The following is an 18975-nucleotide window of genomic DNA, read 5'->3' on the forward strand; positions in this document are numbered from 1 at the left end:
AACTGAGCGTAGCTAAGAATTTCATCTTGTTTGAGCGAATGTAACGGATTTTATTCCTTTCCGTTTACAATTGTAATTATACAGTGTTCCAAACAAAAAGTCAATAGATTTTTGTAAAAAGTTACATAATTTTTTAATCTATAAAATAAGCATCTAACCAAAAACGAGTTAAACTTCTTATCCACTCTTTCTGTGAATTAACGAGAATACACCAAAAAAGCCGATGAAGTATAGGTTTTCATCAGCTTTTATGATACGTCCAGATGAGCAATTCGCAATGACTGCTATGAGGCTAAACTTATCCAAGAGCAACAATTTCATCAATTAAATCCTGATCATTCAGACCTGTTACTTGAACAACAACCTCTCTGACTGGTTGAGCTGCTAACATCTGGCCAAGTTTGACACTTTCTTCATCATTGACGTCACGATAATCAAAAACATAACCTACTGTTTTGAGCAGGTTGTCATAGGACAGACCTCGATCCTTGAGCTCGCGAATCGGGCGAATGAAACGTTCATCATAGCCTAGTTTGCGAATCGGAGTCCGAGCTACGCGACTAACATCATCCACGATAAAGGGATTTTCAAAGCGCTGAATGATAATTTTATGATAGTGCTCTAGCTCCTTTTCATCAAAATTCCACTTATCAATCAGGAGACTACGAATTTCAGCCAGAACTGCCTCAATCTGATCCTTGATTTGTGGATTCTGCAGAGCTTCTAAGATTGTTTTAGCACCATAATGAGCCCCAATGTAGGCTGAAGTTGCGTGACCAGAGTTGACTGAGAAGAGCTTGCGCTCGATGAAAGGCTCCAAATTTTCTTCATAGTGAACCTTATCTAAACGCAGATCCAGATTTTTTATGCGGCTAGTCTCCACTACCCATTCATTAAAAGGCTCTACGACTACAAAAAGTGGATCTTCATGGCTTTGAGCCGGTACAATCCGGTCAACCGCAGCATTAGGGAAACCAATATATTTTTCAGCAAATGCCATACCTTCTGGACTTAAATATTTTTTGACTTCCTGATAGAGGAATTGGGAACCACCAATCATATTTTCACAGGCCAAGACATCCAGAGGTTGTGTGTTCCCAACAGCTTGGCGGGCTTCAATTCCCTTAGCCAGAAGCTCCGCAATAAAGGGCAATATATTAGGCCCGATAGCAGTTGTCACAATGTCTGCCTTTTGAATAGCTTCAACAACTTGCTCTGGATGCTTCTTGCTATTGATACCAGTGACATTGGCTACCTCAATATGGGGCTGACCCTCTTGAGCAATTTCAATCTCATATTTGCCCTGCTTATTTAGAGCTTGAATAATATCGTCATTGACATCTACAAAGTCAATATGGAAGCCATTTTCAAACAAAATTTCACCGATAAAGCCACGGCCAATATTTCCGGCTCCAAAATGTACTGCATGTTTCATTGAATTTCTCCTTTGAGTTGATATAGTCGTTTAATTTATCTTTTCTTACTTTATTTCTCGTAGTGTTATAGTAGCTAATAATTTCTTGTGGAATCTCAATTTAGAATCTCCGAACTATACTTTGAACTATCTACACTAGCTGCTTACCATTGCCCTATTCTAGGATTAGATAGTTTCCCAGATTAATTCATTGTTAGAAAATTCCAACTGCATGAACTGAATAGCTTATTCGGCACCGTCCAACAGACGAATGACTTCTTCTTCAGACTGAGCATCTGCTAGCTTGATTACATTGTCCACATCGGCACAGAAGATAGAAATCTTCTGGATAATTTCCAAGTGCTCGTTGCCAATGCCAGCAATGCCAAAAAGAACTGTTGCTACTTTTGGATCGTCTGCATTGCCAAAATCAACTCCTTTTGGTACTTGAACGACTGTGATACCAGACTTAAGGACAGCCTTTTTAGCTTCATCAGTCCCATGGGGGATAGCAATGAAGTTGCCCATATAAACAGATAGTTCTTCATCACGATTAATCATAGCTTCAATATAGTCTTCAGTGACAAAGCCACTTTCATAAAGAACCTTTCCACAGAAGCGGATAGCTTCTTCTTTGTTAGAAAATTTCTCATTGAGTTTAATCAAATGTTTTTCAAGTTTCATCTTAGTTCTCCAATTTCTTGATTTTTTCATTAAATATGGTGTTGAGCAACTGATAAATGATGGTCTGATTACCAGTCTTATAAATCTCTGTATAGAGATGATTTTCAATAATAGACTGGCTGATAGTCGTCATCAAATCTCGCATTTCCTCACTGGCATCTGCAGCTGTCAGCATGAGTAGACAACGGCTGACTCTCTCCCTCTCCCTCTTCATGGACAGAGCAGTAACAGACTGTCTGAGCTCAAATATGGTAAAGCTACTGGTCGTCACCTTGCTGGACTGGGTATGCAAGAGGACCAAACCCGTATTTGGAATAGCCATAGGACTGGTTTCAAATCGGGACAGCAATTTTTCGACGAGATAGGAGTGGTCATTAACCTGAGACATCTGACTAATAATCTGTCTGATAGTTCCTTCAAAACTTTCTGGATTTGCTAGAGGAAGCAGGTGAAAATGGTTCAGTATCTGACTGCTAGCTTTTAGATATGCCTGAAGGTCATAGTTGACATCCTGAATCAGATCTTCTCTGGCCACTACTGTTCGATTTTCCTGAACATACTGGAGTTTTTCCTGCAGTTCCAGCAATTCCTTAACTGTAGGAAAGCTGGAAATTACATCAATTTCTTGATTTCCCAATGGTTTAGTTGCCAAAAGATAATCATACTGGCTGCTGTCTAGATTATCATAGTTTGCCAGAGACTGGATATCCACCCATTCCACAAAGGGAGCCACACTCTTAATCTTAGCAGCCAATAGATTCCGAGTTACCCGCCGCTCATCTGTCAAAAGTAGGATACGGATGGGATAAATCTCTGGACTACGACCCAAGCTAGAGATAAAATGGAGTGCAATCATTCCATATTCGTAATCTGTGTGCAGATACTTAGGGAAAATATCATTAACCAAAAGACTGACAACCGTGTGAAGAAATTTGTTTCTCTCAATCAAAAGCTGGATAGACTCAGGAAGATTCTCATCTGGGAAAAGAATGGGAATACCTAGACTGAGCCGAATATGGTGGAATAGGAAATTAAAGAGTACCTTGTCCTTAAAGAAATCAATCTTAGTGTACATGGAAACTGTGTCAATCAGATTGGAAATATTGTAGAAGAACTCACCATCAAACTTTTCCGTAAAGAGAGGATTGTCCTGCCTTTTGATAATCAGCTCATCCAAAACACTAGCATAATAGATAATATCATGAATACTGTAAAAATGGATAGTCTGCTTGGAATAGTCCTGAAAGATTTTCTGAGAGATTTCCAAAGCCTGCTTACTGGTATTAGGAAGATTTGAAATATTTTGCTCCTGACCAAGCAAAGATAACAAGATAGCAAAAAACATCTTCATCTTGACATCCATGTCTGGAAAATCCGTAAAATAGGTTTCAAAAATCCGACTGGCCTGCTGAGTTCTCTTCACATCTAAGATATCAAAACTGCCGAAATTTCCAGCTGAAAAGTCTGCTACTGAGATAGAGTTAGTCAATAAAATCGCTAAAAGCCGTCTCTTACAAACCGAATCTCCAGAAATCCTATATCCCTTCTGACGCTCAATCTTCAGATCAAAATCCAAGAGTCGCTTGTCAATATCTGCAATATCCTGAATAATGGTCACATTGCTGACTTTCATAGACTCTTGCAGGGACTCATTGGTGATGAAATCCTCTTCCGTCAAAAGGCGATAGGTAATCAATGTTAATCTTTCCTGTCGACTGTATTCAACCACAACTTTCAAATCTGTTAGTAAATCATCCAAATTGCCACGCAGAAAATATTGCTTGCCTTTTTTTATGATTTGAATCCCTCGCTGATCCAAAGTTTCGGTCAGTTCAGCCAAGGTTCGGTAAATCGTTCTAGAAGAAACTTGCAAAATTTCAATCATGTCTTGCATTGAAAGCTTCCCTACATTTAGGAAAGCCTTCAAAAGTTGTTCTTCTCGTTTTGTTAATAGCATGTGTTATTTACAAACCTCTAAATTCTATTTGTACATCCTAGCAACCATCTTATCATATTCGGGTGTTGTCACTAAGCTATCCACAATCAAAAATTGAGAATTTGGTGCCGCCTGTTGGACTTCTGCTTGCAAGGTAATCGTTGTCACAATTACGATATTCTTAGCATTGTATTCACCTAATTCTGAGATAGCTACTGTAGAGACCGGAATCCAAATATCTTTGTTTTTAAAGATTGCCCGAATCGTTTCACAACCCATAGTTGCAGATCCTTCAGCTTTGCCATAAGCCACTACTACAGCATCAATATGATTTAGGTCAATCTCTTGAGTAGTTGAAGCAACTGATGTCTCAACTGCCGCTGGAGTGCTGCCTGTCAAAGAAGCGACTATTTCATCATAGCGAGGAGAAGCTAAGAAATTATCGACAGAAACGTGGATGGCACTCGGTGTTTTACCTTTAGCTCTTGGAGTCAATTCTTCTTGAGTGACAATCAGAGTTTTAGGGGTATCAACCAAGTTAGAGATGGCCTGATTGGAGACCGGAATTCCCAGACCTGCTTTTTTAACCTTATCGCGAAGAATGCTAGCTCCCATAGCAGAGCTTCCCATACCAGCATCACAGGCAAAGATAATTTTTTCTACTGAGTCTATTGAGATATTAGCATCCACAGCAACTGGAACTACCTGACCTTTAGACTGAGCCTTGGCCGCCTGAGTAGCTGCCTGAGCAGCTGCTAGTGAATCTTCAGTAGACTTATCTGCACGAAGTATAAACACTGCTACTAAGAAGGAGACTACAGCTGCCACCAAAACTCCTAAGAGAACATTGAGGTGAGGCCAAACACCTTTTGGTGCCATAGCCATAATAGCAATGATAGAACCTGGTGAAGCTGGAGATTTAAGACCAGCGTCTAAAAGTTGGAAAGTGAAGGTTCCAGATACACCTCCGGCAATAGCAGCTAAAAAGAGAGCCGGTTTCATCATAACATAAGGGAAATAAATCTCATGAATCCCACCGAAGAAGTGGATAACCATAGCTCCCCATGAAGAAGATTTAGCTGCTCCCTTACCAAAAAGAGCGTAAGCTAGGAGAATACCCAAACCTGGTCCGGGATTGGCTTCCAAGAGGAAGAGGATTGATTTACCAGCTTGAGAAACCTGTTCAGCTCCCAGCGGTGTGAAAATTCCGTGATTAAGAGCATTGTTAAGGAAAAGCACCTTAGCTGGATCAATGATGATGTTAGCCAAAGGTAGAAGGTGGGCGTTGACAACAGTCTCAACCCCCTTTCCGACTGCACCTGTCAGAACAGATACAACAGGTCCCACAGCATAGAAGGCCAGCAGCAAAAGTGCAAAACCAATCAATCCAGCCGAGAAATTATTGACCAACATTTCAAATCCTGGACGAATTTTTTCCTGAAATTTTCCATCAAATTTTTTAATGGTCCAACCTCCCAGAGGACCCATAATCATGGCTCCAATAAACATAGGAACGTTAGAACCAGTGATAGCACCTACAGTAGCAATGGCACCTACAACGGCACCTCGCTGGCCATGAACGATATAGCCACCCGTGTAGCCAATAAGAATCGGTAATAAATAAGTCAGCATAGGGCTGACAATGGCAGCCAACTGTTTATTAGGTAGATACCCATCAGCGATAAATAAGGCAGTCAAGACTCCCCACGCAATAAAAGCCCCGATATTAGGCATTACCATATTTGAAAGTGAAGTTCCCAGTTTTTGAACTTTGACTTTCAATGATGTTTTTTCTTCCATTAGAATAGTCCTCCTTTTCTCTTATAACTAGTATACGCAAAAATGAAAGCGCTTAAAACTAAAGCTTTGGCACAGATTTTGTGACAAAAACTTAATCTTTAGCACTAAAATATTTTTAAACTATTCTTATCATATGACGCTCCGACTATCAGTCCTGCTTATAAATATAAAAATAGGTGGCAACACCCTAGAAATATGTTCTCAAGTCTTACCCCTATTTTTCACTTATACGAAATTATTCTACTGTAACAGCTTTAGCCAGATTACGAGGTTTATCAACATCCAGTCCACGATGGAGAGATGCAAAGTAGGCGATTAGCTGAGTTGGAATGACCATAGAAATGCTAGACAGGTATGGATGAACCTTGTTTACAACGATATCGTCTCCCTCTTTTTCCACACCTTCTTCGACAATGGTTAAGGCATTGGCACCACGGGCTACCACCTCCGATACATTACCACGAGTATGAGAAGCCACGGTTGGATTGTCAGAGATTAGGGCGATGACAGGTGTTCCATTTTCAATCAGGGAGATGGTTCCGTGCTTAAGCTCTCCAGCTGCGAAGCCCTCACATTGGATATAGGAAATTTCCTTGAGCTTAAGACTAGCTTCCATGACAACAAAATAGTCCTGACCGCGTCCGATGTAAAAAGCATTACGAGTTGTCTCCAGAAGACCTCGAACCTTTTCTTCAATCAATTCTTTCTCAGAAAGAGTCGACTCAATAGCCTGAGCAACAATAGACAGCTCGTGAACTAAATCAAAGTTCTTAGCCTTTTCATTACCATTGGCTTCACCAACTGCCTTAGCAAGAAATGCTAAAGTCGCTACTTGTCCTGTGTAAGCCTTAGTAGACGCTACCGCAATTTCCGGTCCCGCATGTAATAGCATAGTGTAGGTTGCTTCGCGGGACAAAGTTGAACCTGGAACATTGGTTACAGTCAAACTTGGAATTCCCATAGCATTTGCCTTAACCAAAACCTGACGACTATCAGCAGTTTCACCTGACTGACTGAGTAAAATAAACATTGGCTTTTTACTAAGCAATGGCATTGCATAACCCCACTCAGAAGCAATGCCCAGTTCTACCGGTGTATCGGTTAGTTCTTCCAACATATTTTTAGATGCAAAACCAGCATTATAGGAAGTCCCAGCCGCAATGATATAAATGCGATCCGCTTCCTGAACTGTCCTGACAATTTCTGGATCTACCAGCATATTTTGATCCCCATCAGAGTAGGTACCAATCAACTTACGCATCACGGTCGGTTGCTCATCAATTTCTTTCAACATATAGTAAGGATAAGTGCCTTTGCCAATATCTGATAAATCAAGTTCCGCAGTATAACTATCGCGCTCAATTGGATTCCCGTCATAGTCCTGCACTTCTACGCTGTCAGCGGTCACAATTACCAGTTCTTTATCATGAATTTCCATGTATTCGCTGGTTTCACGAATCATCGCCATAGCATCCGAACAGACCATATTGTAGCCTTCTCCCAGGCCAATTAAGAGCGGTGATTTATTTTTCGCCACATAGATCACGTCTGCATCCTCTGCATCCATTAAAGCAAAAGCATAGGAACCTTCAATGATGTGGAGCGCTTTTTTAAAAGCATCTAGTACTGAGAATCCGTCTTCTTCAACGAATTTTCCAATCAAGTGAACCGCAATTTCTGTATCTGTCTGACCCTTCAAATCATGTTCAGCAAGATACGTATTCTTAATATCTAGGTAATTTTCGATAACACCATTATGCACTAAAACAAAACGTCCAGTTTGAGACGTATGCGGATGCGCATTGCTTTCACTTGGTTTTCCGTGCGTTGCCCAACGTGTATGCCCAATACCAGCCGTTCCAGCTACATCAATCCCTATTTTTGAACGAAGGTCGGCAATACGACCAACCGATTTGACTAAGCTAGATGTTTTCCCATTTGTCACAAAAATTCCCGCTGAATCATATCCCCGGTATTCTAATTTTTCTAGACCCTGCATTAAAATATCTGTTGCATTCCGATTTCCAACAACTCCGACAATTCCACACATACTATTTTTTATAGCAAATAACTTTCAAAAATTTGCTATTTCCTCCTTTTGTTTTTAAATTGGTATAGTCTAATAACAGCTATATCAAATAAGCTAAACCAGTATATACTTTTATTGTGAATTTGTCAACAAGAAAATTGGTATAGTTCAAAAAGAAAGTATAGAGGAAATCAAAAGACTTTTAAACAGCTCATTCTCCTACCTGTACGGTTGATTCAGACATTTTTATTCACATTTTATGTTCCAGGAGCATTAGGTAATCACTTCAACAATCTTTTTTCAAACTAAAAATGAAAATGAAAGAGAGTGAGACAGACAGCCATGAGTGCTGCGCACTCATGGCTGTCTGTCTCAGCTTCTCTTCTTAAATATTATGACTTGTAAATTCCAAGTTTTATTTTTGGTTTTTGAATCGCTCAACATCACGTGCAATAACTAATTCTTCATCTGTAGGAATGACAAGCACTTTCACCTTAGCAGCATCACTTGAGATAATCCCTTCAGCTCCACGTACATTTTTTTCCGGTAAAATATCGCAACCAAACCAAGATAGACCTGAAATAACAGCTTCGCGCACCTCATCAGAATTTTCTCCGATGCCAGCTGTGAAAATAATCGCATCCGCACCATTTAAAACAGCAAAATATTGACCGATATGTTTTTGAATGCGATCAACAAAAATGTCAAAAGCCAGTTTACAATTATGATTACCCTCATGCATTCCTGCAATAATGTCGCGCATATCACTTGATGTTTCAGATACTCCTAGAAGCCCAGACTGTTTGTTTAAAATATAATTGATGTCTTCTGGTGTATTAAAATCTTCTGTATGCTCTATCAAATAAGGAATAATCGCCGGATCAATATCCCCTGTGCGAGTTCCCATCATCACGCCACCTAGCGGAGTAAAGCCCATTGAAGTATCTACAGAAATTCCTTTATCAACCGCTGTAATAGAAGCGCCATTCCCAATATGACAAGTAATTAGCTTCAACTCTTCAAGTGGCTTGCCAAGCGCCTTTGCTGCTTCCTTGGCAACATACTGATGGCTTGTACCATGAGCGCCATATTTGCGAACCTTGTTCTCCGTATAGTACTTAGTCGGTAATGGATAACGATAGGCTTTTTCTGGCATTGTTGTATGGAAAGATGTATCAAACACAACGACACTTATAATGTCTGGCAACAATTCTTTAAAGGCACGAATTCCTGCTGCATTTGCTTTGTTATGAAGTGGTGCAAGAAGCGCTAATTCTTCTACTTTTTGAATCACTTCTTCGCTATCAACAAGCGCAGATTCTTTAAAGTATTCACCACCTGCAACAACACGATGACCGACACCTGTGATTTCTTCATAGGATTTAATAATACCAAAGCGCATCAAGTCATCTAACAAAATTTTTACAGCTTGCGTATGATCATCAATATCTAAAATTTGCTTTTCTGCACGACCATCAAATTTTACTGTTGAAATGGAGTCCTTGAGACCAATCCGTTCAAGCAGCCCTTTGGCAATAACCTTTTCAGCTGGCATTTCGTATAATTGCCATTTTAGACTTGAACTTCCAGCATTAATTGAAATTGTTTTTGACATAAATTACCTCTTTTAAGCGTTTTCATTCATTATATCAAAAACTTGTTTAAATTTCACTTTCTTGGCTCCAATTTTGAAACTTTTCGCTAAATGTCAATAAATCCGCTTGATTCTGCAAATCAGATAAAGCATAAACAAATGGTTGGACAGCTTGTTCATCTTGCTTTTTCAGTACAAAAATTGTTTTAGCGTATGCTGCATTTCCAAAAAGAGACTCTGGTAACGCAATCATTGCAACTATTTGTGCATGCTTTTGTAGCCATTTCTTCAATAAATCACTTTGCGAACTAGTCAATAAATCATTTGGTGCAAGGAAAATAGCATAACCGCCTGATTTGAGATACTTGAGCGATTGTTCCATTAACAAATGATGAGCATAGGTATGATCCTGTGTACTAGCCACTTCATAGCGCGCCGCAATGCTATCATCAGGATAAAAGCCAACTGGTAAATCGCTAATAATCACATCGCTTTCTTTCAATACTTGCGGGCGTACTGCGTCACCTTGCACAAAACTAACTTTTGCGTCCATCACATCTGCGATACTGGCTGATATATCAATTAACAGATCGTCCAATTCCAGCCCTAGATAATCCACATTTTTTTGTGTATTATTGAGAATCGTCTCAGCTAAATTCCCCATTCCGCTACCAATTTCCAAAATATCAATGTGTTCTTTTTTACTCAATTGGTCAATGATAAAAGTTAAGATAAACCCGATAGAATCTGGAGTAAATTGATGATTGGCTTGCAAAGGCTCTGTTTGAGCTGCTTTCATCAGCAAAAATTGGTAGGCTCGGCGCCATTCCTCTTTACTTAATTTCAACGCTTTCAGTTTTTCATTGTTCTGCCGAACACTATCTAGTTCAATATCCCCGTCCAGATAGCTGCCATTTTGCTCTATCAAAGCATCATAAAAGCTCGTTAAAAGATCATTTTGGATTTCTTGGACATTTTCTAACAAGAGCGTATAGGTCTGTTCAATTTTTTCAAAATTCATAGCATCCTCCGCTCCCTATCATACCAAAATTTAGCTTTTTTTGCGAGTGTACTCTGTTGCACGTACATCATTTATTTATTCAATTTTTTATCCATCTGCTTTTCTTTTTTAGCCGAAAAAGAAAATTGATAACGGCGACCAGTCTTCATTGTTACTGTCAGGATGAGCTCTTTCTCACTCTTTTGGTCTTGGACATACCCTTTATCAAATTCCCTTTGCTTAGAATTTTCGTTGGCTAGAAGAGCCATTGCATAAGCCTGTGTTCGTTCTCGGTTTAGGGTGAAATTTCTATGATTAGCAGTTTGACGATGAAGGTAAAATTGCAAAAGCAAGCTAAAAACTGCCGCCATAAAGAGTGCATAGAGCATAATGCCCGCTTTAACTTTCTGTTTCCACACGATAGACAAACTCCCTTTCCAATCCTCGCCTAAACGTCAGTCTAACATAAATCAGCTCATTTTTCTGTGAGATTTCTGCTTTTTTTACATCATAAACCATCGGCTGGTAACCTTTCCCATTCGCATTGGTTTTTCTGAAATCCTGTCCACTTGACTTTCCAAATGCAATTGCCCTGCCGTCCTGTTTCATATATAAACGATTATTCTCCACCTTTTCAAATGAAGAACGAGCCAACTCTGCTTCTAGTTGATCAGCAAACAAAAGCCATTCTCGTTGTTCACTATGTTGCCGGGCTTGAACTTCAAAAGCCAGAAGACGCGTCATTGACTGAAAAAGCAGCACACTTCCGCTGAGTACAAATAAGACAATCAGAGCCTCTAAAAGGGTAAAAGCTTTCACTTTATTTGCCTTGAACACCGAGAATCAGCTCCTTCCCATGATAAATTTGAATACCTTGTTGACTTGTTTCAACACGCACTTTAATACCATTCATTGTCAAATGGCTTTGCTTTGTCTGCAAAGCCATTTTAGCTACCCTTAAAACTTCTTCTTCTCTAAGCAAGTCATTTTCTGCTTTTCGAGACTGGTGAATTTGTCCCAACAACAGGGTCACAATTGTCACAAAAACAGCCAAAGCCAGCAGCGCCTCTAATAAAATCGTTCCTTTAACGTGTTGTTTTCTTAAATTTCCCATTTCCTAGATATAATTGATACGTAATTGTCTGCTTTTTCGTCTGAAAGACAATCTTTCCGAGCGATGAATTGCCACCAGCCTTATCAAAATGAAGCGTCAAATCTTCTGGCGCTTGAATCGAGCGAGGAACTACCAAATGGTTGTAACCATTTGAAATCCTCTCACTAGAAAAATTCATGTCCAGCTGACTTTGAGCTGAGCTACTCAACTTCTGACTTTCCCGATAAAAATGCTCAAACTCCAGAAAGAAAATCTGCTCTTCCACCTGTTCAAAAGAAGAACGAACAGAGCCCGACACCGCAAGCAATAAGAAACTCGTTATAAATAATGTCAGCAAACTTTCCAAAAGCGTAAATCCCTTAATCTGCAACAGAACGAGCTTCTTTTGTATGTTTCGCATAGTAAGCCTTATAAGATGCTGCCTGCTTGTCTGTAATCGTGCCTTCGTTGACTAATTTTGAGAGTGTCGCTTTTTCATTGGTGTGATTGACCTCAAACAGCTCTGCCTGGCTTTCCACAACTTTTACCACCGCTGCATTTCCTTTTTCCGTTACAGCTTCTTTTTGCTTGGTCAAATTCGGTACAAATAAGAGCATCAAAACACTGATGATAAGAAGCACGACTAACATTTCTACTAAAGTAAAACCTTTAACCTTCAAACTTTTTAATTTTTTCATAATTGAACCTCCATATTTTGATAAATTGGCAGCAACATGGCTGCATACAACAATACAATCATTAAAGCCACAAAGACAAACACTAGTGGTTGAATGACATTCATCGCTTGATGAACACGTTTAAAAAATGTCTCCCATGTTTTTTGGGCATAAACTTCTAATTCACACCCCAATTTGGATTTTACTTCACCGTATTCGATCATCAAGCCCAATTCCTTTTTAAAAAATGGATATGTTTTAACTCTTTGCGAAAATTCCTGACCATTTTGCAGCGCAACTTCTAAATCTTTTCCAATTTCTTGAAACATAGCAGAGCGTTGTCCTTGCATCATCTGAAAAATCTGACTGAGTTCTAAACCTTGACCAATCATATTCCCCCATTCTCTCGCATAATAAGCTGTTAAATAGGTTTGAATAAAAGCGCCCAAAAAAGGAAGGCGAGCTAACAAACGAAATACTGCTATTTTTGAGCTTTTTTGAAACCAATAAAAACCTATCGCTAACAAAACAAAGACTACCCCTAATGAACCCAGAAAAAGTTGCGGCAAATTACTGATAATCTGAGTTGCTATATTTTGACGATCGAGTTGCGGGAGTAAATAATTACGTAATCCCAGCATAATGAATATCAAAAAAACAAACAAAATAAAGGGATAAGTCGCCACTTCAACCAACTTCTTCTTAATTTTTGAGATATTTTCCAAGTATTCCTCAATCTTACTCAGGCTGAGTGAGAGATTTCCGTGTAATTCTGCCAGCGAAAGCTGTGTCACCACGTTATCTGAAAAACCTAAGCTTGCCATAATGTCCGAAAAAGGCTTTCCTGTTGACAACTCCTCTTTCATCCTGTCCACATAGACTTCTTCTAACAAGGCACTTCGCTTCAAAAAGTCGATAATTTCTGCCAAATGAAAGCCACTAGAAAAAAGATTATTCAGCAACTCTACGACCTTTTTCTGCCTAACTGTGGATAATTTTTTCCGCTTCTGCCTGCTCAAGATTGATATGTCCTGCTGCATGAAGCTGATCAATCTGCCTATTCCAATCGATTGGCTCGTGTTCTTGATACTTCTCACTGACAAAATCCACTATTCCTCCTTTCGCAATTAAGCGTTGGTAACAAATCCCTTGTAAGACAACTTTCAGCTCGGCTTCTGTCACTCCCAACTCCAGCAACCGTTCATAGACACCTCGTACGCTTTTAGCATGAATAGTTGAAAAAACAGTCATTCCCGTTAAGCTAGCTCGAACAACTGCCCTTGCTGTCTCTGCATCACGAATCTCTCCGATAATCAATAAATCTGGTCGATGCCGAAGAGAAAGTTTAATCAAACTTTCATAAGTTAAACCAATCGCTTCGTTCAGCTGCAGCTGTAACATCCCTGCTTGTTTGATTTCAACCGGATCTTCAATTGACATGATTTGCTGATCGGCAAAACGCTCTTGAGCCAACTGGTGCATGAGAGTAGTTTTACCACTTCCTACCGGTCCCGAAAAAAGATAAAGCCCTCGTTGTTTGAAGCGTTCTTTTAACTCTGGGATTTGAGCAAACCAAAACTTCAACTCTGCCTCTTCATCATGCAATAAACGAATCACCAGACTTTCGTATCCACGATAATCCCCTACTGTTGATAGTCGTAATGACGTTTTCTTATCACCATATTGATAATCACAAGAACCTAACTGGCTTCTACGTTTTTCGCCGACATTCATCCCAGCAGTAAACTTAAAATGACTAATTACTGCTGCCATCTCTTCAAATTCATAATTGCGTATAAAACGGCGTTCATCTCCAATTCGCATATACAACTCGTAAACATTTTCCTTCGGAACAAAATAAATGTCCTGTGCTCGTTCTTCCTTAGCCTGACAAATAATAGCCTGTGCAATGTTTTGAACCATATCTCCTCCTCACTTTATATTATTCGCAGAAGAAAATAAAAAAATGATGAAAAATCACCATTTTGTAAATTATTTAAACATTAGAGAGCAAGCACGGTGTTCCTCTTCACTATTTTGTTTATTATAGCCCGGTCTCCATTTCTCTTTAGGAATGACACCATCATTTTCCAATAAAGCGAGAGAATGGTATTGCTGGACAGAATCACTACATTCTTCACACCAGCTCAAATCTTCTGCATCCCAAAAAATGGACATTAAATCACTTCGACTTTTATAGAAAGGAAAAGCAGCTACCAACTTCAGCCATTGGCGCTTATAATACTTTAAAGCAGTATAATAGTCATCAAAATGTTGTATAGATACGATATTAGCTTCCCAGTCATCAAAAAACCACCAAGGCTCATCTTTGCCATACATTTCAATCACACAATACACCTGCTTCACCTCCCTTTGTTCTGTTTATTATATCGGAAATGCTAAATTTTTTAAACAGATATGCTCTATTATACAAGTTTTTCGCCATTTGCTCAAAAATGTAGAAAAAGTGGCATTATTTTGATTAGTACTTTTTCATTCATCAGATAAGAAAACGAGACTTTTTCTAAGCCTCGCTCCCAATTTATTAATACAAATCAAGATAGTTGTCTACTTCCCATTGGGAAACAAAAGTGGCATAGCTTGCCCATTCGATGCGTTTTGCTTCTACAAAACTTGTATAAATATGGTTCCCAAGTGCAGCTTTTACAACTTCATCTTCTGTCAGTGCTTTCACCGCATTATGTAGAGTAGAAGGAAGGTCTGTAATACCCGCTTCTTTGCGCTCTTCTGCTGTCATGACATAGATATTTTCTTCAATCGGAGCAGGTGCTTCAATTTTATTTTCAATCCCATGAAGTCCAACTTCAAGAAGAACCGCCATAGCAATATAAGGGTTAGCCATTGGGTCAACAGAGCGCAATTCCAAACGTGTTCCCATACCGCGTGAAGCTGGCACACGAACAAGCGGAGAACGGTTCCGTCCTGCCCAAGCAATATACACAGGAGCTTCATAGCCAGGAACCAAACGTTTGTAAGAATTGACAGTCGGATTCATGATAGCTGTATAATTGTAAGCATGTTTAATCAACCCACCAAGGAAATAATAGGCCGTTTTTGATAATTGCATTCCCTTTGGATCTTCTGGATCAAAGAAAGCATTTTGACCGTCTTGATTAAAGAGCGACATGTTACAGTGCATACCTGAACCAGCAATACCAAATTTTGGTTTTGCCATAAAAGTAGCGTACAAACCATGCTTGCGGGCAATTGTCTTAACAACCAGCTTAAACAACTGAATCTTATCACAGGCACGGAGAACTTCATCGTATTTAAAGTCAATTTCGTGCTGACCGATAGCTACCTCATGGTGACTGGCTTCTACTTCAAATCCCATTGTTGTAAGGACATTAACGATTTCACGGCGAGTATTGTCAGCCAGGTCAGTCGGAGCAAGGTCAAAATAGCCACCCTTATCATTCACTTCAAGAGTCGGATCGCCATTCTCATCGAGTTTAAATAGGAAAAATTCTGGCTCAGGACCTAAATTAAAGGATTTGAATCCTAATTCTTCCATGTGACGTAAAGCGCGTTTTAAATTTCCACGTGGATCCCCTTTAAAAGGTGTTCCTTCCGTCGTATAGACATCGCAAATCAGTCCTGCGACACTTCCGTTTTCATCTCCCCAAGGGAAAACAGTCCATGTATCCAAATCAGGATAAAGGTACATATCTGACTCATTGATACGCACAAAACCTTCAATGGAAGAACCATCGAACATCACTTTGTTGGACAAAACTTTATTCAGCTGTTCATCTGTCGCCGGAATTTCGACATTTTTCATCGTTCCCAAAACATCCGAAAACATCAAACGGATAAAGGTAACATTTTTTTCTTTCACTTCGCGACGAATGTCAGCTACTGTAATTGACATGAGTATCTCCTTATAAAATTTTAAAAATTGATGTTGGTCAATGCATACGACCAAATGGTGGAAGGGAAGAAGCAAAGCGACCTTGTTGCAAAATATCGTTATGAAGGGCTCGACGAACGTCTTTCTCGCTCACTGGCTTTTTATATCTCGCTTCGCGCTCAGCATATTTCCGTTTAATAGCAGCAATATTGTAACCTTCTGAAATGTAATCTTTAATCTCCAACAAGCGATCCATATCATTTAATGAATACATGCGGCGATTTCCTTCATTTCGATCAGGCTTAATCAATTCTTGATCTTCATAATAACGAATCTGACGTGCTGTCAAATCCGTCAATTTCATAACGCTACCAATGGGAAAAACAGCCATATTGCGACGAAATTCTTTTTCCTTCATTGCAAATTCCTTTCTTATGCTCTATTATAATCTGAAAAAATTTCTATGTCAAGAACTCATGTTACATCTTCTGACATTATTCTTTGTTTTTTAATTTCAATACCTTCCGCAAGCGATCCACATCAGAATTGACCAGCATGGCAACGAAAACTCCCATGAAAGTCTCAAAGACACGTGCAAATACATACAAAACTGTCTCTCCTGTTGGAATAGATAAAGTAATAATCAGCATGGCAGAAACACCACCAATCACTCCCGCTTTGTTGTTCATAGCAACATTTGTCATAATCGTTAACATCGTACAAATAGGAACGACCAGTAAGGTCACCCAAAACTGCTCATGAAACAGGTTATTGATGAGAAAGAAGAGCAAGGCATACAAACCACCAATGCTATTTCCTAAAATACGAGAGGTTCCAAAATGGACGCTTTTATCAAAATCTTCGCGCAAACTGAAAACAGCTGTCAGAGCACCAATCTGCAATCCTTTCCAACCAAAAAGCCCAAAGACAAGAAGAACAAGAAAAACCGCGACCCCCGTTTTAAAGGTTCGCATTCCTAATTTAAATTTCGACTTATCAAACTTATACTTCTTAAAATAACCCATTCATGCATTTCCTTTTACCTTTATTCTAACATATTTTAGAGAAAAGATAATAATGATTACAAGAAATGGAAACAATTTCTTTTCATTCTAAAAGGTTGAAGCTTGTGCCACAAATCCTAACTGCAACCTTCAAGTACTGCTGTGAGCAATCAGCTACTGCAGTCATAATTTATGATGACATAAATTTGAGACTGGAAATTTTTTGTTCCAGTCTCCTTTAGAATTATTGTTCCGTAAGTGCTGCAAGAGCTGGCAGTACTTTATCTTTACCTCCACTGATTTTCTTAGCTCACTTCGTTTCGCAGAAAATCTAGCGTGTGCACTAGAAAAGAGCTGACATCCAGCTCTTTTCATCTACTTATAGCGTAATAGCTGAATGGCAGTTCACTTCGCTAAGCTCGTGACCAACCTATTCAGCCTTGCAGGGTTCAACTCTTCCAGTAGATGAGTTGAAGTTGTCCCCTAAAAATCAGAAATGACACTCAACGAAATCATAGATTTCTGACTGACCGCCTTATTTTTCTGTAAGAGCAGCCAATCCTGGCAATACTTTACCTTCAAGAAGCTCCATGCTTGCGCCTCCGCCTGTAGAAATCCATGAGAATTTGTCTGCACGACCAAGGTTGATAGCTGCCGCTGCTGAGTCACCACCACCGATAATAGATTTCACGCCTGGTTGTTTCACGATAGCATCCATGACACCGATTGTACCAGCTTGGAAGTCAGGATTTTCAAAGACACCCATTGGACCATTCCAAACAACTGTTTTCGCACCAGTCAATTCTCGTTCAAACTTAGCGATTGATTTAGGACCGATATCAAGACCTAAGAAACCTGGGTCTACCGCTTCACCTTCGGTGTCTTTTACTTCAGTATAGTCCGCAAAAGCATTGGCTTCTTTTGAGTCAACTGGCAAAATGAGTTTACCGTTTGCTTTTTCAAGGAGAGCTTTTGCAATATCTAATTTATCTTCTTCTACAAGTGAGCTACCGATTTCGATACCTTGTGCTTTGTAGAAAGTATACGTCATACCGCCACCGATAAGGACTTTATCAGCTTTTTCAAGAAGATTTTCGATAACACCAATCTTGTCTGATACTTTAGAACCACCAAGGATGGCTACGAATGGACGAACTGGATTTTCAACAGCTTCTTTGATATAAGCAATTTCGTTTTCAAGAAGGAAACCTGCAACTGCTTTCTCAACGTTTGCTGAGATACCTACGTTAGATGCGTGAGCACGGTGAGCTGTACCAAATGCATCATTTACAAAGATGCCGTCTCCAAGGCTTGCCCAATATTTACCAAGTTCTGGATCGTTTTTAGATTCTTTCTTGCCGTCAACATCTTCAAAACGAGTGTTTTCAACAAGAAGAACTTCACCATCTTTAAGGGCATTGATAGCCGCTTCAAGATCTGCTCCACGAGTTACTCCTGGAAGGAAAGCAACATCTTGACCTAATTTTTTAGCTAAATCATCCGCAACTGGTGCAAGAGATTTTCCTTCTTTATCAGCTTCTTCTTTCACACGTCCAAGGTGAGAGAAAAGAATAGCACGTCCACCATGTTCAAGGATATACTTGATTGTTGGAAGAGCAGCTGAGATACGGTTGTCGTTTGTGATAACTCCGTCTTTAAGCGGCACATTGAAATCAACGCGAACAAGGACTTTTTTGCCTTTCAATTCAACGTCTTTAACAGTAAGTTTTGCCATGTTACAAAAACTCCTTTTTCTATTTTATACGAAACTATTATATCATATTTTCTAAAAGTTTTCTTGATATAAAGAAAGTTTTCACAAAATAATTTGACTAAAATATGAAATCTAAATAATAAAGAGCCGAGAAGGCTC

General features: G+C 39.4%; 19 protein-coding genes. All 19 read right to left on the minus strand.

The annotated features are described in order from the left end of the window. Nucleotides 1-298: 298 nt before the first annotated feature. The 19 genes from HMPREF2574_RS08500 to pgk all read right to left on the minus strand — a co-directional run bounded on the left by HMPREF2574_RS08500 (nucleotide 299) and on the right by pgk (nucleotide 18837). Nucleotides 299-1435: a mannitol-1-phosphate 5-dehydrogenase gene (locus HMPREF2574_RS08500; protein ID WP_024053119.1), complete on the minus strand. Its 1137-nt coding sequence runs from the start codon at nucleotides 1433-1435 to the stop codon at nucleotides 299-301. 225 nt (nucleotides 1436-1660) lie between these two features. Next, complete coding sequence (locus HMPREF2574_RS08505; protein WP_070672299.1) at nucleotides 1661-2098, minus strand: PTS mannitol transporter subunit IIA; 438 nt, start codon at nucleotides 2096-2098, stop codon at nucleotides 1661-1663. A gap of 1 nt (nucleotide 2099) precedes the next feature. After that, nucleotides 2100-4055 carry a BglG family transcription antiterminator gene (locus HMPREF2574_RS08510; RefSeq protein ID WP_070812453.1) on the minus strand — a complete coding sequence of 652 codons (1956 nt, stop codon included), beginning with the start codon at nucleotides 4053-4055 and terminating at the stop codon, nucleotides 2100-2102. Between the two features lie 24 nt (nucleotides 4056-4079). Continuing rightward, the gene (locus HMPREF2574_RS08515; protein ID WP_070812454.1) at nucleotides 4080-5834 is read right to left on the minus strand and encodes a PTS mannitol transporter subunit IIBC; all 1755 of its coding nucleotides are present in this window, start codon (nucleotides 5832-5834) and stop codon (nucleotides 4080-4082) included. A 235-nt stretch (nucleotides 5835-6069) separates the two neighbouring features. Beyond that, nucleotides 6070-7884 carry a glutamine--fructose-6-phosphate transaminase (isomerizing) gene (glmS, locus tag HMPREF2574_RS08520; protein ID WP_024053123.1) on the minus strand — a complete coding sequence of 605 codons (1815 nt, stop codon included), beginning with the start codon at nucleotides 7882-7884 and terminating at the stop codon, nucleotides 6070-6072. 394 nt (nucleotides 7885-8278) lie between these two features. Continuing rightward, the gene (locus HMPREF2574_RS08525; protein ID WP_049517013.1) at nucleotides 8279-9478 is read right to left on the minus strand and encodes an acetate kinase; all 1200 of its coding nucleotides are present in this window, start codon (nucleotides 9476-9478) and stop codon (nucleotides 8279-8281) included. A gap of 46 nt (nucleotides 9479-9524) precedes the next feature. Next, entirely contained in the window at nucleotides 9525-10478 is a 954-nt protein-coding gene (locus HMPREF2574_RS08530; protein WP_070812455.1) for a class I SAM-dependent methyltransferase, read from the minus strand. A gap of 71 nt (nucleotides 10479-10549) precedes the next feature. Continuing rightward, nucleotides 10550-10876 (minus strand): competence type IV pilus minor pilin ComGG, encoded by a 327-nt coding sequence (gene comGG / locus HMPREF2574_RS08535; RefSeq protein ID WP_022525970.1) that lies wholly within the window; start codon nucleotides 10874-10876, stop codon nucleotides 10550-10552. Next, nucleotides 10857-11294: a competence type IV pilus minor pilin ComGF gene (gene comGF / locus HMPREF2574_RS08540; protein WP_024053126.1), complete on the minus strand. Its 438-nt coding sequence runs from the start codon at nucleotides 11292-11294 to the stop codon at nucleotides 10857-10859. The genes comGG and comGF overlap by 20 nt, the downstream gene beginning before the upstream one ends. Further along, nucleotides 11278-11571 (minus strand): competence type IV pilus minor pilin ComGE, encoded by a 294-nt coding sequence (gene comGE, locus HMPREF2574_RS08545; protein ID WP_024053127.1) that lies wholly within the window; start codon nucleotides 11569-11571, stop codon nucleotides 11278-11280. The genes comGF and comGE overlap by 17 nt, the downstream gene beginning before the upstream one ends. Beyond that, entirely contained in the window at nucleotides 11543-11971 is a 429-nt protein-coding gene (gene comGD, locus HMPREF2574_RS08550; protein ID WP_070812456.1) for a competence type IV pilus minor pilin ComGD, read from the minus strand. The genes comGE and comGD overlap by 29 nt, the downstream gene beginning before the upstream one ends. Then, complete coding sequence (gene comGC / locus HMPREF2574_RS08555) at nucleotides 11931-12248, minus strand: competence type IV pilus major pilin ComGC (protein WP_003028473.1); 318 nt, start codon at nucleotides 12246-12248, stop codon at nucleotides 11931-11933. The genes comGD and comGC overlap by 41 nt, the downstream gene beginning before the upstream one ends. Continuing rightward, complete coding sequence (gene comGB / locus HMPREF2574_RS08560; RefSeq protein WP_171021869.1) at nucleotides 12245-13267, minus strand: competence type IV pilus assembly protein ComGB; 1023 nt, start codon at nucleotides 13265-13267, stop codon at nucleotides 12245-12247. Before comGB ends, comGC begins: the two co-directional genes overlap by 4 nt. Next, nucleotides 13209-14150 (minus strand): competence type IV pilus ATPase ComGA, encoded by a 942-nt coding sequence (comGA, locus tag HMPREF2574_RS08565; protein ID WP_024053130.1) that lies wholly within the window; start codon nucleotides 14148-14150, stop codon nucleotides 13209-13211. Before comGA ends, comGB begins: the two co-directional genes overlap by 59 nt. Before the next feature lie 69 nt (nucleotides 14151-14219). Then, the gene (locus HMPREF2574_RS08570) at nucleotides 14220-14585 is read right to left on the minus strand and encodes a DUF1033 family protein (protein ID WP_070812457.1); all 366 of its coding nucleotides are present in this window, start codon (nucleotides 14583-14585) and stop codon (nucleotides 14220-14222) included. Nucleotides 14586-14772: 187 nt separating this feature from the next. Next, on the minus strand, nucleotides 14773-16119 hold the full coding sequence (gene glnA, locus HMPREF2574_RS08575; protein ID WP_024053132.1) for a type I glutamate--ammonia ligase: 1347 nt from the start codon (nucleotides 16117-16119) through the stop codon (nucleotides 14773-14775). A 37-nt stretch (nucleotides 16120-16156) separates the two neighbouring features. Further along, entirely contained in the window at nucleotides 16157-16516 is a 360-nt protein-coding gene (locus tag HMPREF2574_RS08580) for a MerR family transcriptional regulator (RefSeq protein ID WP_003070793.1), read from the minus strand. A 76-nt stretch (nucleotides 16517-16592) separates the two neighbouring features. Further along, a complete protein-coding gene (locus HMPREF2574_RS08585) occupies nucleotides 16593-17123 on the minus strand; it encodes an FUSC family protein (RefSeq protein ID WP_024053133.1) in 531 nt (176 codons plus the stop codon). Between the two features lie 514 nt (nucleotides 17124-17637). Continuing rightward, complete coding sequence (pgk, locus tag HMPREF2574_RS08590; RefSeq protein ID WP_024053134.1) at nucleotides 17638-18837, minus strand: phosphoglycerate kinase; 1200 nt, start codon at nucleotides 18835-18837, stop codon at nucleotides 17638-17640. Nucleotides 18838-18975: the final 138 nt, after the last annotated feature.

Origin of the sequence: Streptococcus sp. HMSC034E12 (assembly GCF_001835915.1) — a bacterium.
Taxonomy (GTDB): Bacteria; Bacillota; Bacilli; order Lactobacillales; family Streptococcaceae; genus Streptococcus; species Streptococcus vaginalis.